Genomic DNA, 16,176 nt, shown 5'->3' with positions numbered 1-16,176 from the left:
GCATGAATTAAAATGATATAAACTCAACAACCCATGAATTGAGCTCATCCATGTTACCACCACTAAAAGCACTGCAGGCTTTTGAAGCCACAGCCCGATTAAAAAGCTTCAGCAAAGCAGCAGAGCAGTTATTTGTCACACAAAGCGCTATTAGTCATCAGGTGAAGCAGTTGGAAGATTTTATCGGCCAGCCTTTGTTGCTGCGGCAAAACAAAAGCGTGGAGCTGACCCAGTCTGGCGATATGCTGTATTCAGTGGTGCGGGATTGTTTTGTCCGGCTGAACTCTGTCACTCAGCATTTATTAAACCAGCCTCCGGTGCAGTTAAAAATTCTGGCGCAAACTTCTATTGCAGTGGAATGGCTGGCGCCCCGGCTGGAATTATTTAAACAGCGTTACCCTGATTTGGACACCTTATTGGATATGGCCTCTATGGCGCACCATGCCGATGCAGAGCAATACGATATGATCCTGGGCACCTGGCCAGCCCCTGCAGGTTTTGTCAGTCAGCAATTACGCACTGAGTTTTGGTACCCGGTTTGTGCACCGGCCCAGTTTCAGTTGTTAACTGGCTCAGAAGCGGCAGAGCTACTGGATTACCCACTGTACAGCTCGGAAACAGGTGAAGACTGGCAGTTATGGTGTCAGCATCAACAACTGCGCAGCCCTGCGGCTTTGCAGCTGCGTTATGTCAATCTGGCGTTATTGGCAACTAAAGCCGTCAGTTGTGGCAGTGGCTTTGCATTGTCGAATGATTTTATTGCCGGACCTGCAGTAGCTGCAGGTCAGTTGATTGCCTTGCGTCAGTTTAGTTACCAGTTGCCCTGGGGCCAGTATCAGCTGCATTACAAAGCCGACAGTGTGCAAGCCACTGCTGTAGAGCAGTTTATTCAGTGGCTTTATACCCAAGTAACTTCAAGATGAAGAATTCAGTGCGCTGATTCAGAATTCAGTGCGCTGAGCGTAGGCCCGCCAGAACATCACACCACAGATTAAAAACATAAAAGCCAGCACCAGCGGCAAACTATTCCACTTTTGCATAACTATAATATTGTCCTCTGGCCACAGCAGTTTTTTATTGGTCGCCGCAGAGCGGATGCCATGGATGGAAAAGTCGCCAACTTTATTTTCAATAAAAAATATCAGCTGGTTGTCTCTGTTTAAAAAACCATATAACTGCTGGGTATTGTCGCAGTCCTGCCTGTCCTGCAGCGGCAACCATTCGGTCGACAAGCTGCTTTTTAAGTAAATAATGCCTTTGCGATCCGCACCTGCATCACAGCTCATGCCACTTAAAACAGCGGGAACCTGCAGTAAATCGGAGCCATCACTTTGCACTGTGTATTTGGGAAACCAGACAAAGACGGCCACTGCAGCAGCTGCAAGCAAAAAACTGAACAGACTGCTCCATTTTAAACGCCGCAAACTCCAATTCAGATAAGACAGGCTTTTTTTCATCGCTTCACCCCGAGACTGTAAAAGCCGCTAAGGTAGCAGTGTCGTGGGTTTTAGGAAAGCGGAAAACTATCTTGCAGCTGATTCAGCAAGCTTCTCCCCTTTACAATAAAAAAACGGCAGCCTGTTAAGCAGACTGCCGTTTTCTAAAACTACAACTTAAGACTTAGCTTCAGCTCTGGCTTCTGCCTTTGCTTTGGCTTTTTCCTGCCATTTCTGTTGGCGTTCTGCCTGTTTGGCTTTTTGCTCAACCGTCAGTACCTGGTTGATCTCAAACTGTAATTTGGCACGGGCCACTTCATGATCCAATCTGTCTTTCTGTTTGGACTCTAATAAAGCCCGCACCGCTGCTTCATCAAAACTCTCAGCTTGAACCAGCGCTTTTAACTGATCCATTTCTGGTTTTGCTTCTCCACGCTTTGGCATAGTAGCGCGGTGTTGTTCCATCAGAGTTTTGATCTGTGTTTTTTGCGCTTCGGTTAAATCCAGGCCTTTTAAGGCTTTCATATGGAAGCCGGCTGCCGGGCCATGGCCTTGATGACCACGTTCTGGACCTGCAAAGCTGCTGATGCTGGTTGCGGCAACTAAACCACTGAATAATAATGCAATCACTGTAGAATGTTTCATAGTGTCTTTCCTCGTTTGGGCTGTATTGCGACAGTGATAGCTTACGACACTGAATGCAAAGCAGCGCAAAGCCAACGTAAAGGTTGTGTAAAGGACTGCAACAAGATGGCCTTGTCTTTTACACTGGCAAAAAAACAGCCCGGAGCTGCAATGACTTCTATATTGATGATTGATGATGACGTAGCTCTGACCCAACTGGTGGCAGAATACCTGCAACTGGACGGTTATCAGTTTACTGCTGTGCATCAGGGGCCTGAAGGTCTTGAACTGGCAAAATCCAACGCCTTTCAATTGGTATTGTTAGATATTATGTTGCCCGGTATGGACGGTTTAACTGTGCTGAAGCAATTGCGCCAGCACAGCTATTGCCCTGTGCTGATGCTCACAGCCCGGGGGGACGAAATTGACCGGGTGGTGGGCCTGGAGCTGGGTGCGGATGACTATCTGGCGAAACCTTTTAGCCCAAGAGAACTGGTGGCGCGCATTAAAGCTATTTTGCGCCGGGTTGAGCTGGTGCAACAACAGCAACAACCTCAATCCAGTTCCTTGCAGGTGAATCAGCTGAAACTCGATAGCGCCAAACGCCAAATCTGTGTGCTGGATAACCCTCTGGTATTAACAGCCACCGAATATCAAATTCTTGAGCTGTTGATGCGCCATGCAGGTGATGTGGTCAGTAAAGAAGATTTAAGCCAGTTGGCCTTAGGGAAAAGGTTGCAGCTGTACGACCGCAGTCTGGATATGCACATCAGCAATATCCGCAAAAAAATTGCTCAGTATGATGAAGGTGAAAAAATTCAGACCTTAAGAGGTTTAGGTTATCTGTTACTCCAGGGTGAGAACTGATGAACTGGTCGCGCTGTAACCCGGTAAATTACCTGGCGGGCCGCATATTTTTATGGTTCTGGCTGGTCTTGTCTGTGGCAGTAGCTGGCGCTATTTTACTGGCCAGAGGCTGGCCTGAACAAACGGAAATACGGCGCCTGCCCCACCCCATAGCTGAACAATTCAGACACCTGAAAGAACATTTCCAGCCTGTTGCCAATCTCACCCGATTACAACAGGATTTGGAACGTAAATATAAAGGACGCTGGCTGATGGTCGATGTAGACAATAATCAGCTACTAAATTCGGACGCGTTACCTAAGAACTTTGACCCAAACTGGTTGACAGAGCTGTCGCAGCTGAACAGACCCCGTATGCTGGTGTATAAAAACACCTTTGTGATGGGCCCGCTGCTTATTGTCGCTTCGGATAAAAATATCGCCTTATTTCAGTTAAAACAACGGCCTGAACAAGCCTGGTGGCAGCTTCATTCATTACCTGAAGGTTTTTTATTGATCTTACTGCTGGCTGTTTCTGCCGTTGCCAGTTTAATTCTGGCCTTGTCTATCACCCGGCCTTTGCGTGAACTGAGCAGCAGTCATTTAAAGTTTGCCCAAGGTGAGCTGGACAACAGAGTCACAGCACTGGCTGCCCGTAAAGATGAACTGGGCGATTTAGGCCGGGGTTTTAATACCATGGCCGCTCAGATAGAAAACCTGATCCATAACCAGCAGCGTTTATTGCGGGATGTGTCGCATGAGCTTCGATCTCCGCTTACCCGCTCGCAACTGGCGCTGGCATTGCAGCAACGACAAGGGGATCATCCTCAGTTGCAACGTATTGAAATGGAACTGAAATTACTCGATCAACTGCTGGATGAATTGTTAACCTTCAGCCGGCTGGACGCAGGTCAATACCCACTGGAAAAACAACGGCTGGATCTGACTGAGTTACTTTATGCCATTATTGAACTGAATCAGCTCGAAGCCGATGCTAAACAACAGCAGGTACATCTGAATGCGCCTGAAGAGTGCTGGTTGGATGCCGATCAACGTTTATTGGGCCGTGCCATTGAAAACGTACTGCGTAATGCCATTAAATACAGCCCGGCAGAAAGCCTGATTTTATGCACATTAAAGCAGCACGAACAGCAGCTGGAGTTACTGATCCAGGATCAGGGGCCGGGCGTGCCGGCAGAGAGCTTATCGCAAATTTTTGCACCTTTTTACCGGGTGTCCGCAGTGCGTGAACACCAGAATGGCACAGGCCTTGGTTTGGCTATTGCAGCTTCTGCCATAAGGCAACATCAGGGCAGCATTGGCGCCACAGTGCCTGAAACCGGCGGTTTAGTGATCCGCATTCTGTTACCTTTGAGCAACGAAGGACGACCCCTTGCCTGAATCCAGCTTTCCCCCTCTGTCAGCCCGTTTTAGCGAAGAGCAACTGGCATCAGCATTGCCTGTTTTGCAGCAATTCTGGCAGCAAGGCCAGCATCAGTCTTTTTTGAGTTTTGATCAAACCCGGCTTTGTTACAGCAGTTTTCGCCATCCAAAGCCCAGAGCTGAAATAGTGCTATCACCAGGCCGGATTGAAGCCTGTCAGAAGTATCGGGAATTCTGTTTTGATTTATATCAGGCCGGTTTTACTGTGCATCTGATTGATCACAGAGGTCAGGGTTTGTCTGACAGACTCAATCCGGATCGGCATTTAGGTGACGTGGCGGACTTCCAGCATTATGTGCAGGATTTTGCACTCTGGTTACAGTGCCATATCCTGCCGCAACAACAGGCTCCGCTGCTGGGGTTGGCTCACTCAATGGGCAGCGCCATTTTATGCCGTTATCTGCAGCAGTATGCACAGCATGGGCTTATCGGTGCTGTGTATTGCTCCCCTATGTTTGGTATTCAAAGTCATCCTTTACCAAAAGCAATAGCTGAGCCTTTTGCCCGCCTGATGGCAAGACTAAACAGGCTGTGCAGTAAGCAAAACTGGTATTTTCCGGGGCAATCCCGCTATAAAGACAAGGCTTTTACCGGCAATCATCTGACGCACAGCCAGGTGCGCTATCAGCAGTTTCGCCAACTGTATCTTGAGCAGCCACAACTGCAATTAGGCGGAGTATCCTGCCGTTGGCTGGCACAGGCTCTGCTTGCGATTGAAGAACTACAACAAGCTCCGGCTTTGTCTTTACCACAGCTGCTTATTCAGGCCACAGCAGACCCTGTGGTGGATAACAAGAGGCATCAAAGTTATCAGGATAAACATCAGGAGCAGTATTGTGAGTTAGTGAAAATTGAAGGCGCCTTGCACGAAATTATTTTTGAAAGCGATGCACTACGTAACCCATTGTTCAGAGCGCTAAATAGGTTTTTTCTTCAGCTCGGACTCTGAATATAACGCTTAGCCTGAATAATCACTTTCGCTTCATCTGCGATTCTGAATAAGGCTCGGCATGAATAATGACTTCCGCTTGTTTATACAAAGCCATTAGTTGTTGCTCGGCCCTATCCACTATGGCGTGAGCGGCCAGCAAAGATAAATCATCCTGCAATACCAGCCGCAGTTGAATAAATACCGCAGGCCCGGCCTGGCGGGTTTTTAGTTGTTCAACCGCCAGCACTTCGGTTTGGGCCAATACTGTGTCTTTGATACGCTGCAATTGTTCAGCAGGCAGTTGCTCATCCAATAAATGCTGCAAGGCTTCTTTCGCCAGCACTGCAGCGCTGTAGAGTAAATAACCACAAATCAGTGTGGCCACCAGATTATCTACCCATAAAAAACTCTGACTGGTCAAAAACAAAGCCACCAGCACCAACAGGTTCATCAGTAAATCACTGCGGTAATGCAATAAATCAGCTTTTACCGCCAAAGAACCTGTACGGCGGATAATCCAGCGCTGGATCAGCACTAAAGTCAAAGTTAAGCCCGCACAAAGCACAGTGATCCACATACCAAACGCCAGTTGCTGCACCATGCCGCTTTGATGAAAGCGGCTCACCGTTTGAGTAAATAGCAGCAAAGCGGCTCCGGCTAAAAAAGCCGCCTGCAATAAGGCCATCACTGCTTCGGCTTTACCATGACCAAAACTATGGTTCTGATCCGCAGGACGCAGTGCGTAACTCAATACTGAAAAATTTAATACCGACACCAATAAATCCAGTGATGCGTCGGTAAAAGACGCCAGCACAGAACTGGAGTTGGTGACTATTACAGCCCATAACTTCAGCACTAAGATAGTGAATGCGATGGTCAGGGTCAGATAACCAGAACGCTTAACCCAAAGCCGATAATCTGTGCTTTGGTTCTTTTGTGTATTCAAGCTGCTCATGCCGGCCTCTTTCATCATCTGCATCCATAGGCATTGTACGCCAATTTTGATACACTCACCGGGCTTCAGATACTGGAAATTATCATGTTAGACATAGTGTTATACGAACCTGAAATCCCGCCAAATACCGGCAACATTATCCGCCTTTGTGCCAATACAGGCTTTCGCCTGCATTTAATTGAACCACTGGGTTTTGCCTGGGACGATAAACGCATAAAAAGAGCTGGCCTGGACTACCACGAATTTGCGGATGTGAAACGTCATGCGAATTTTGCTGCCTTTTTAGCGGAAGTTCAGCCAGGACGGGTTTTTGCCTGCACCACCAAAGGCAGTAATCACCATAGTGATGCACAGTACCAGTTAGGAGATGCCTTGGTATTTGGCCCAGAGAGCCGGGGTTTACCTGCGGATCTGCTGGCCACTTTACCAAAAGAGCAGTGGTTACGTATTCCAATGACGCCAGACAGCCGCTCCATGAACCTGTCCAATGCGGTATCAGTATTTGTTTATGAATCATGGCGTCAGCTGGGTTATGCGGGCGCCAGAGCCTGAGTTTGCCAAGCTCTGAATCCTAGAGCTATAGTGATACTCAGCCTGCTGATTTATCAGTATTTTTAATAAAAAATTATCCAGGGAATGAATTCAGATGCTGCTGCGTTGCCTCAAATTATGTCTGGCGCTTTGGCTTGCTTGCAGCAGTGCTGGTCTGCACGCTTATTTGCAAGTGCAACCTGTGGTGCACTCCCGTCAGTCGCAGCATTTGGCCATAGAACTTTTTACTCAGGATAAATCAGGGCTGTTGTGGTGGAGCACCAGTACCCAACTGCACCGTTTTGATGGTCATGATCACAGGTCTTACACTTTACCTGCCGAATTACAAACTCAGGCTTTGGTGCAGTTGCTGACGCTGGATCAGCATAAATTGTGGCTGGCCAGTGTTGATCAGCTCTGGTTGTTTGAACAGCAAAGTGGAGAGTTTCGCCAGATTTGGCAAAGCAAAGCCCCAATTAAAGCGCTGTTTTTATCCGGCAGATCCACCCCATTGATCTTAACAGAACAGGAAATCTGGCAGTGGTCGGCCGAATCCACTGATGCTCAGTTATTGTGGCGTAGTAGCAGTACGGCTGCAGGCTGGGCTCAGGGCGTCAGTGATGGCGGCTACTTATGGTTATGGTCCAAAGATGCAAAATTAGCCCGCTATGATTTAGTCAATCAGAGCTGGCAACATTATCCGGTGAATTTACCCCAGCAAACCGATTTAGCTTTAGGTCCGGACCAACAGCTATGGCTGCTGTCGAAAAATCAAACACTTTATCAATTAAAAGAGCAACAGCTGCAATTGGTAAAGACTCCAGAGCACTTTTATGCCACAGCCTTTGAAGTTGATCCATTGGGCCAGGTCTGGCTGCTATCGGCCCAAAAGCTTTACCTCTATCAGCACGACAGCCAAAGCTGGCAAACACAGCAACTGGCTCAACCCTGGGTTCAACTCTTTGCCGACAGGCACCAGAATATCTGGCTTGCCGACCCGGGCGGCGCTTTAGCTCTGGCGCAATCTTCAGCTTTAGAAGTGCAAGCCAGAGGTAAGTCTGTAATCTTGGATCACAAAGGCCAAGGCTGGAAACTGGAACAACAGCAATTAACTCAGGTAACACCAGAACAAAACAACAAGCCAGTGCTGGTTTTTCCTTTTGCTTTGGAACAAGTGAAAAAATTCTGGTATCAGCAACAGTATTTTGTTTGGGTTGATCAGCAAATCTGGCGTTATAACGACAGCACAGTCAATTGGGTGTCAGTGGAACAAGAGCCCGTATTGGATCTGACTCTGGCAGATGAACAATTCTGGTATCTGACACATCAGGGACTTTGGCAATGGGATCAGTCTTCGGTTGGCTCCACTTTACTGACCGACCAGGCCAGCTGGTTTTTAGTACGTTATCAATCCGGACAACTCTGGCTCTCCGGTAGCAACAGGCTGTATTCATACCAACTGGCTGAACAGCAGTTGCGCACTTACGACATCAGCCCCTGCGCTTCTTCACCCTGTCTGGATGCAAGGCAAATACTGGATATAGTACCGGAGCAACAACAGTTATGGCTGTTGACGCCGGATCAGCTGTACCACTATGAAGCTCAACAAAACAATTCTAAGCTGACCCTGGTACAACAAAATCAATGGCAGGTGCCCTGGCAGCAACAGCATATGCTAAAGCAGGACCAGCAGGTTTGGCTTTGGTCCAGACAACGGCTGAGTTTATTGGATCTGACCGATAAGTCTCTGCTGCAATGGCAACTGAATCAGGCAGAACAGCTGAATCCCTTTCAGGTTCAGTTAGTGGATCAGCAACTGCATATCAACAGCTCCATAGGTCATTACCAACTGCCACTGGCTCAACAAAAAAGCAGCTTTATAGCGAACCCTTTGCGTCTTGAATTCATTGCAGAAAATGGCCAGCGCCTAAAACAGCAGGACCATTTGTTGCAACTGGACAGTTGGGGCCCACAGCTACAGTTTCGTGTAAGCCATTACCCTACAGCAGGTAAGCAATGGAATTACTTCCGTTATAGTCTGGATAACGCCCAGCCTGTGATGCTGACCTACCCTCAACGCCAGTTCAAATTGCGACTGGATAACAGTGCTGCCTATCTGTTGTCTATCGAAGCCAGTCAGGATGGCTTGAGCTGGCAACGGGTGGGTGACTACCAACTGCAATTTAACCGCTACTGGTGGATCCAGCAAAGCTGGCTCTGGTTCATGTTATTTGCTTCAGTCCTGATGCTGGCTTTGCTGTTATGGCGTTACAAAAAACATCAGAATCGTTTGCATCAGGCGATGGAACAGCAACTGATGATAAGCTCCTTGTTCGACAATACACAGGATGCAGTCTGGTTAGGCGATGAGCAATTACGTATAGAAAAAGTAAACCAGGCCTTTTGTCAAATCACTGGCTTTGCGCCAGCTCAAATGGAAGGTAAAACCTTACAGCTGTATACAGCACAAGGGCATCAGACTGAACTGCTGAAAACCATAGTGCAGCAGTTACAACAATTCAGCTTCTGGCGGGGTGAAGTCTGGAGTAAAAAAGCCAATGGCGACAGCTTTGCTTTGTCGTTAGCTATTACTTTGTTGTCTGGTAAAGGTGCGCTGGAACCCAAACTTTATCTGGCGATCTTCTCGGATGTCACCAATCGTAAGCTGAATGAACGTGAGCTACGTAAACTCAGTACCAGAGATCCTCTGACCCAACTGCCTAACCGTGCCTTGTTTCTGGAACATCTGGACAGAGCATTTTTTAGTTGCAGCAGTCGTTTTCCGCACTTTGCTGTGCTGCTGGTTGATCTGGATCGTTTTGCCAAAATTAACGATTCCTTAGGCCACGACAGCGGCAATATGCTGCTGCAAATGGTGTCGGAACGCCTGCAAAAACAACTACCGGCAGGCTATATTCTGGCAAAACTGGGCGTTGATGAATTTGCTGTTCTGGTCCCTTCCCATTTTAGTGTTGAACAGTTTGATCTGTTGCTGAACCGGCTGAGTTTACAATTGTTGTTGCACATCAGGCAGCCGCTGTTATTGGGTGATCTGGAAATCACCCTGACCGCCAGTATTGGTATAGCGGTGTACCCCGACGATGGCCGCTCGTCAGATATTTTGTTGCGAAGTGCGGATACAGCCTTACACCATGCCAAACAAATGGGCCGCAATAACGCCCAGTTTTTTAACGACAAAATGTTGCAGCGCACTCCTGAATATCTGGCGTTGGAAAGTGACTTATGGCGTGGCATCAGTCAGGGCGAATTTAAAGTGGTGTACCAGCCCAAATACAATGTCAGCACCAATACCATAGTGGGTTATGAAGCTTTATGTCGCTGGCACAATCCAAGCCGGGGTATGGTGTCTCCTCTGATGTTTATCCCTATCGCTGAAGAAAATGGCGTTATTATTCAGCTGGACCGCCTGGTATTCAGTCAGGTTTGTGCTCAGATCCGTCAGTGGCAACAACAAGGCCGGATGCGGGGTCGTGTTGCAGTGAACCTGTCGGTACAACAACTGCAACAGCCAGATTTATTAGATTTTTTACAGCAGGAACTGCAGCATTACCAACTGGACGCCAGTTTACTGGAACTGGAAATCACCGAAACTGCGATGATGCGGGATGCTGATCATTGCCTTGAGGTGATGCATCAGCTGAAAGCCCTTGGTTTTACGCTGGCGCTGGATGATTTTGGTACTGGTTATTCCTCTCTGGGCTACCTGAAGCGTTTCCCTATCGACACCTTAAAAATTGACCGGGCTTTTATCAAAGACATGGATAGTTCAGAGCAGGATCGCAATATCACTTCCACTATAATCCGCCTGGCCAGTTATCTGAAAATAGCCGTAGTAGCAGAAGGTGTAGAAACTGAAATGCAGGCCTATTTGCTGCATGTGATGGGGTGCCAGGTGGTGCAGGGATACTTATTCAGCCCACCTGTACAACCTGAACAGATTGCTTTGCTGCTGGATAAAGAACCGAAAAAAGAAAGCTAATTGTAGGGCTGGGATTGCCCCGCCCGAACGCTGCGGCGCCAAATACGACGGTTAATAAAATTGAGTAAAAACTGCGGGCGACCATAAAGGTCGCCCCTACAATAACTCTAATTAAAATCAATAAATTGTAGGGGCAGCGCCAAATACGACGGGGATTTTAGCCTAAGTAATTGGAGTTGCAGCGCGGCGGCAAGAGATTGAGACCCCAGGAGCATAGTTTACCTATGTGACTGGGGCGAAAGCACGCAGCCAACAAAGCTACAGCTTCAAGTACGACGGCTAAACTATTCGTCGCGCTTTTCGCGGCCTAGTAGATCCATCGCCGCTAACCTGGCATCTTTGCCCTGATACAACACCTGATAAATTTGCTCGGTAATAGGCATTTCTACACCTACACGTTGCGCCAGATTAAAGACTTCTTTGGCATTACGATAACCTTCCACCACCTGGCCTATGGCCGTCATGGCTTCTTCTACGCCTTTGCCTTCACCTAATAACAAGCCAAACCTTCTGTTGCGGGATTGGTTGTCTGTACAGGTTAAAACTAAATCACCTAAACCGGCCATGCCCATAAAGGTTTCTTTTTTTGCACCTAAGGCACAACCTAAACGGCACATTTCTGTTAAACCACGGGTAATTAAGGCTGTACGTGCATTAGCACCAAAACCAATACCGTCGGCCATACCAGCACCAATAGCGATGACGTTTTTCACAGCTCCACCCAGTTGCACCCCAATAAAATCAGGATTGGTGTACACCCTGAAAGTTTTAGTGCAATGCAATAAGTCGGAGAGTGAGGAAATGAATTCAGGATCGGTGGAAGACAAGGAAATGGCTGTAGGTAAACCTTTGGCCAGTTCTTTAGCAAAAGTTGGGCCTGAGAGTACAGCTAAAGACACCTGTTCACCCAAAATCTCTTTGGCAACATCCTGCAATAACCGACCTGTTTCAGGCTCCAGACCTTTAGTAGCCCAGGCCACACGGGCATTGTGCTGCAAAAAAGGTTTGATTTGTCTTAAGGTGTCGGCAAAAGCATGGCTTGGCACAGACAATAAAATATCCCGGCATGAAGCAACTGCATAAGCCAGATCATCTGTGACAGCTAAAGAATCAGGTAAACGAATATCAGGTAAATAGCGCTGATTCATTCGTTGTTCTGCCATCACACGGATATCATCCACATTGCGACCCCACAACAAAGTTGGGTTGCCATTGCGGGCCAGTGAAATAGCAAGGGCGGTCCCGTAAGAGCCCGCCCCTAACACAGCAATTGCAGCCTTCATCTTAAGACTGTAGTTCTACGCCTTGCTGGGCCTGAGCTTCAGCCTGACGTTTTTGTACATATTGAGCAAATAAGGCATCAAAATTCACAGGTGCCAGATTCAGTTGCGGGAAAGTACCGCGGTTTACCAGATTAGACACAGCTTCACGGGCATAAGGGAACAGAATGTTCGGGCAGAAAGAAGCTAACATATGAGCCATTTGCGCATCTTCCAGTACAGGCACACTGAAAATACCAGCCTGTTGCACTTCACATAAAAACGCCACTTCTTCTTCAATGCGAGCTGTAACAGTCAGAGATAACACCACTTCAAAAGTATTGTCGTCTAACTTCTCGCTGCGGGTATCTAAATCTAATTGAATAGCTGGTTGCCACTCTTTACGAAATATTGCCGGAGCATTAGGTGACTCATAAGAAATGTCTTTGACGTAAATACGCTGGATGGCAAATTGTTCAGCAACTTGTTGTTCGGCCATGATAAATCCTAGTTTTAATTATGTTTAATGATCGAGTTTAGTAATCGACAGAAAGCCAGCCGCAGTTATGCAGCGAGCATCGAATTTAAAGTACCGGCATTTTCCAGTGCAAAAAGATCGTCACAACCACCTACATGAGTATCGCCGATAAAAATTTGCGGTACTGTGGTGCGCCCATTGGCACGCTCAATCATGGCTGGACGCAATTCTGGCTGTTCGTCGATTTTAATCTCGTCAAACTGCACGCCTTTTTGGCCTAATAATGCCTTAGCGCGAACACAATAAGGACAATAGGCCTTAGTGTAAATAGTGACTTGTGCCATCAAAGCTCCGACTTACGTTTTACTTTTTAACCAGAGGCAGGTTCGCACCTGTCCAGGTACCCATACCGCCCTGCAAAACAAAAACTTTGGTGAAGCCCTGTTTCGACAAGGTAGCAGCTGCGCCTTGTGCAGACATACCTGCCTGACAGACTACTATGATGGGTGCGTCTTTTTTGTTTTCAAGGCCGCCGGTGGCTTGAGTGTTAATTTGTTCGGTTGTCAGATGACGGGCGCCGGTAATATGGCCCTTTTTGAAGTCGGCTTCAGCGCGGATATCGATCACTGTTGCATCTTCTCTGTTTACCATCAACGTCAGCTGAGTCGGAGTTACTTGTTTGACTGAAGAGGTTAAAGATTTAATCCAGCTGACCAGCAAGGCTAAAAATAACGCCACCCAAGCGGCGGTCAGGTACGGATGATTGCTTAAAAAATCAATATATTGCTGCATAAACACCATTCTGTTTCATTTCAGGAGCAAAACTTTGCGGCCGAGTATACCTAGTTTGATAAAAGAATGCAGCATTGAAGCCCTATCCGTACTATTTCGTCACTGTTTTCACAGGAAAAACAAGGTAAGATAGGCCATCAAAGAATCTTTAAATGATATAGCACGGAGCCATGAGTATGCAGCCGAAAAAGCCGTTAGTCTTACTGATATTGGATGGATGGGGATACAGAGAAGAACGTGAATCCAACGCCATTTTACAAGCCAATACTCCGGTTATGGACAAATTATGGGCAGAGTATCCTCATTCGCTGATTTCAGGCTCTGGTCTGGATGTCGGCTTGCCAGATGGGCAGATGGGCAACTCTGAAGTAGGTCATGTCAATTTAGGCTCAGGCCGTGTGGTCTATCAGGATTTTACCCGTATCACTAAAGCTATTACTGATGGTGACTTTTTCACTAACCCTGTGCTGGTGGAAGCTACTCAGAGTGCAGTACGCCAGGGCAAAGCTGTGCATCTGATGGGTTTGTTATCGCCAGGTGGTGTGCATAGCCATGAAGATCACATCATTGCGATGATTGACTTAGCCAAACAGCAAGGTGCGACTGAAATATACCTGCATGCCTTTTTAGATGGCCGTGATACCCCACCACGCAGCGCAGAAGCTTCATTGCAAAGGGTGGAAGATCACTTTAAAGCCATAGGTGTGGGTCAGGTTGCTTCTGTGATTGGCCGTTATTTTGCGATGGACCGGGATAAACGCTGGGACCGCGTGCAAGCTGCTTATGACTTATTAACTCAGGGCAAAGCTTTATTTACTGCAACTACAGCAGTGGACGCATTAAAAGCTGCCTACAGCCGGGATGAAAATGACGAGTTTGTCAAAGCGACCGCCATTAAAAACCCAGCCGGTAACCTGGTTAAAATGCAAGATGGCGACAGTCTTGTTTTTATGAATTTCCGTGCCGATCGCGCCCGTCAGTTCAGCCGTGCTTTTATTGATGCCGACTTCACAGGTTTTGCCCGTGAATACCAGCCTCAACTGTCCAGCTTTGTGATGTTGACTGAATACGCTGCTGATATTAAAGCCCCTTGTGCTTATCCACCTGAAAGTCTGGATAACGTTTTGGGTGAATGGCTGGCGAAACATCATAAAACCCAGTTACGTATTTCCGAAACTGAAAAATACGCTCATGTGACCTTCTTTTTCAGTGGCGGCCGTGAAGATGTATTTGAAGGTGAACAACGTATTCTGGTGCCTTCCCCTAATGTCGCCACCTATGATTTGCAGCCTGAAATGAATTCCACCGAACTGACCAACCAGCTGGTCGGTGCTATTCACAGCGGCGAGTATGATGTGATCATTTGTAACTATCCAAATGGCGATATGGTCGGCCACACTGGCATTTTATCTGCAGCTATTAAAGCGGTAGAAGCAGTGGATCACTGCATTGGCCGTGTGGTCGAAGCATTACAGCAAGTGGGCGGCGAATGTTTAATTACAGCCGACCATGGCAATGCCGAACAAATGCAGGATCTGGAATCAGGTCAGGCCCATACAGCCCATACCAGCGGTCCTGTGCCACTAATTTATGTAGGTCGCAATGCTGCAGTGACTCCGGGTGGTATTTTAAGTGATATAGCCCCTACCATGCTGCATTTAATGGGTATGCCAATTCCTGCCGAGATGACAGGCAAAATTCTGATGAAGTTAAATTAATGCCAGTAAGACTCGTCAACTACAGAGTAAGGATGCAGCAGAGCTTAGCTCTGCTGCTCTGTTTAGCCTCGGCCCCTTTGTTGGCTCAGGATCAAAAAGAGGTGCAGCAGGAGCTGTCGCAACTCAAAGGCCAAATTCAGCAAACTGAAAAAGAGCTGAAGCAGCAACAAAAGGCTTTTACCAAAGCTCAGGATTTGTTGAAAACTGCGGATCAATCCTTAGCCCGGCTGGCGCGACAACTACGTCAGAGCAACACAGAGCTGGCCGAACTGCACAAGCAGCAACAGCAGTTGCAACTGCAGCAGCAACAACTGCAACAAAGTTTCGAATTACAAAAGTCATTGCTTGCACAGCAGCTCAAAGGGGCTTTTGTCACAGGCCAGCATGATTACACCAAGATGCTGCTGAACCAGCAAGACAGCACTAAGCTGGAGCGGATATTAACTTATTATCAGTATCTGAATCAGGCGCGGATGCAGCAGCTACAACAAATAGAGCAAACAGCTGAAGAACTGAAACAAGTAGAGCTGGATTTGCAAACTAAGGCGCAGCAACAGCAGCAACTGCAAGCTCAACTGGAGCAACAAAAGCAGGAGCTGACCGAAGCAAAAAGCAGTCAGCTGGCTTCAGTCAAAAAGCTGAAAAGCTTTTTAACGGATCAAGAGCAACAGCTGAACTACCTGAAACAAAACGAACAAAGCCTGCAAAACACCTTAGGCAAACTGAAAGCTGCTGCCATAGCGGCGAAAAAACGCATCAACTTACCAAAAACCAAAGGCAAACTGCCATGGCCAGTACAAGGTGATATTTTGCAGGGTTATGGTGAAAAACGCCTGGCTGGCGTCAGTTCCAGAGGCATTTTAATAGCAGCGGCTGAAGGTTCAAAAGTTAAAGCTGTGGCAGACGGGCAAGTGATTTATGCGGACTGGCTGAAAGGTTATGGCTGGGTGATAGTGCTGGACCATGGCAATGGTGTCATGAGTTTGTATGGTCACAATCAAACCTTATTAAAAAAGCCTGGCGAGTCTGTTAACGCCAGTGATGCAGTGGCTTTAGTAGGTGCCAGTGGTGGTCAGGCGCAGGCTGGATTGTATTTTGAGATCCGGCAAAAAGGCTCAGCCATTAACCCTATTACCTGGTTACAAAAACGCGCAGGATCTTAGT

The 16,176-nt window shown here is 47.4% G+C and carries 15 protein-coding genes; 8 read left to right on the top strand and 7 right to left on the bottom strand.

The window, feature by feature from the left end; all coding sequences use genetic code 11:
- Positions 1-50: 50 nt before the first annotated feature.
- Positions 51-923 (top strand): LysR family transcriptional regulator, encoded by an 873-nt coding sequence (locus J2W69_RS09415; protein WP_310277224.1) that lies wholly within the window; start codon positions 51-53, stop codon positions 921-923.
- A gap of 18 nt (positions 924-941) precedes the next feature.
- Here J2W69_RS09415 and J2W69_RS09410 read toward each other — a convergent pair whose 3' ends face one another.
- Together J2W69_RS09410 and J2W69_RS09405 are read right to left on the bottom strand one after the other, a co-directional pair.
- Positions 942-1,457, bottom strand: coding sequence for a hypothetical protein (locus tag J2W69_RS09410; protein WP_310277221.1), 516 nt, complete (start codon positions 1,455-1,457; stop codon positions 942-944).
- Between the two features lie 156 nt (positions 1,458-1,613).
- The gene (locus J2W69_RS09405) at positions 1,614-2,081 is read right to left on the bottom strand and encodes a Spy/CpxP family protein refolding chaperone (RefSeq protein ID WP_310277218.1); all 468 of its coding nucleotides are present in this window, start codon (positions 2,079-2,081) and stop codon (positions 1,614-1,616) included.
- Between the two features lie 150 nt (positions 2,082-2,231).
- On the opposite strand from J2W69_RS09405, the gene J2W69_RS09400 reads away from it, so the two are divergent.
- From J2W69_RS09400 to J2W69_RS09390, 3 genes are read left to right on the top strand one after another with little or no spacing between them, the layout of a single operon-like run.
- A complete protein-coding gene (locus J2W69_RS09400; RefSeq protein ID WP_310277215.1) occupies positions 2,232-2,927 on the top strand; it encodes a response regulator transcription factor in 696 nt (231 codons plus the stop codon).
- Positions 2,927-4,306, top strand: coding sequence for an ATP-binding protein (locus J2W69_RS09395; RefSeq protein WP_310277212.1), 1,380 nt, complete (start codon positions 2,927-2,929; stop codon positions 4,304-4,306). The genes J2W69_RS09400 and J2W69_RS09395 overlap by 1 nt, the downstream gene beginning before the upstream one ends.
- Complete coding sequence (locus tag J2W69_RS09390) at positions 4,299-5,297, top strand: alpha/beta fold hydrolase (RefSeq protein WP_310277209.1); 999 nt, start codon at positions 4,299-4,301, stop codon at positions 5,295-5,297. Before J2W69_RS09395 ends, J2W69_RS09390 begins: the two co-directional genes overlap by 8 nt.
- Before the next feature lie 22 nt (positions 5,298-5,319).
- On the opposite strand, the gene J2W69_RS09385 is transcribed toward J2W69_RS09390, so the two are convergent.
- Complete coding sequence (locus J2W69_RS09385) at positions 5,320-6,234, bottom strand: cation diffusion facilitator family transporter (protein ID WP_310277206.1); 915 nt, start codon at positions 6,232-6,234, stop codon at positions 5,320-5,322.
- An 84-nt stretch (positions 6,235-6,318) separates the two neighbouring features.
- On the opposite strand from J2W69_RS09385, the gene trmL reads away from it, so the two are divergent.
- Positions 6,319-6,786 carry a tRNA (uridine(34)/cytosine(34)/5-carboxymethylaminomethyluridine(34)-2'-O)-methyltransferase TrmL gene (gene trmL, locus J2W69_RS09380; protein WP_008899591.1) on the top strand — a complete coding sequence of 156 codons (468 nt, stop codon included), beginning with the start codon at positions 6,319-6,321 and terminating at the stop codon, positions 6,784-6,786.
- A gap of 94 nt (positions 6,787-6,880) precedes the next feature.
- Positions 6,881-10,765 carry an EAL domain-containing protein gene (locus J2W69_RS09375; RefSeq protein WP_310277203.1) on the top strand — a complete coding sequence of 1,295 codons (3,885 nt, stop codon included), beginning with the start codon at positions 6,881-6,883 and terminating at the stop codon, positions 10,763-10,765.
- A 284-nt stretch (positions 10,766-11,049) separates the two neighbouring features.
- Here J2W69_RS09375 and gpsA read toward each other — a convergent pair whose 3' ends face one another.
- The 4 genes from gpsA to J2W69_RS09355 all read right to left on the bottom strand — a co-directional run bounded on the left by gpsA (position 11,050) and on the right by J2W69_RS09355 (position 13,294).
- Positions 11,050-12,048 (bottom strand): NAD(P)H-dependent glycerol-3-phosphate dehydrogenase, encoded by a 999-nt coding sequence (gpsA, locus tag J2W69_RS09370; RefSeq protein ID WP_310277200.1) that lies wholly within the window; start codon positions 12,046-12,048, stop codon positions 11,050-11,052.
- Position 12,049: 1 nt separating this feature from the next.
- A complete protein-coding gene (secB, locus tag J2W69_RS09365) occupies positions 12,050-12,523 on the bottom strand; it encodes a protein-export chaperone SecB (protein ID WP_008899801.1) in 474 nt (157 codons plus the stop codon).
- A gap of 65 nt (positions 12,524-12,588) precedes the next feature.
- Positions 12,589-12,846 carry a glutaredoxin 3 gene (grxC, locus tag J2W69_RS09360; protein ID WP_008899802.1) on the bottom strand — a complete coding sequence of 86 codons (258 nt, stop codon included), beginning with the start codon at positions 12,844-12,846 and terminating at the stop codon, positions 12,589-12,591.
- 19 nt (positions 12,847-12,865) lie between these two features.
- On the bottom strand, positions 12,866-13,294 hold the full coding sequence (locus J2W69_RS09355; RefSeq protein ID WP_310277197.1) for a rhodanese-like domain-containing protein: 429 nt from the start codon (positions 13,292-13,294) through the stop codon (positions 12,866-12,868).
- Between the two features lie 176 nt (positions 13,295-13,470).
- Here J2W69_RS09355 and gpmM point away from each other — a divergent pair, with 176 nt between their 5' ends.
- Both gpmM and J2W69_RS09345 read left to right on the top strand, forming a co-directional pair.
- Positions 13,471-15,012: a 2,3-bisphosphoglycerate-independent phosphoglycerate mutase gene (gene gpmM / locus J2W69_RS09350; protein WP_310277193.1), complete on the top strand. Its 1,542-nt coding sequence runs from the start codon at positions 13,471-13,473 to the stop codon at positions 15,010-15,012.
- Positions 15,012-16,175 (top strand): murein hydrolase activator EnvC family protein, encoded by a 1,164-nt coding sequence (locus tag J2W69_RS09345; RefSeq protein ID WP_310277190.1) that lies wholly within the window; start codon positions 15,012-15,014, stop codon positions 16,173-16,175. The genes gpmM and J2W69_RS09345 overlap by 1 nt, the downstream gene beginning before the upstream one ends.
- Position 16,176: the final 1 nt, after the last annotated feature.

It is taken from the genome of Rheinheimera soli (assembly GCF_031457405.1).
Classification (GTDB): domain Bacteria; phylum Pseudomonadota; class Gammaproteobacteria; order Enterobacterales; family Alteromonadaceae; genus Pararheinheimera; species Pararheinheimera soli_A.
Note: the sequence above shows the minus strand (reverse complement) of the source record. Positions and strands in the feature narration are given on the sequence as shown.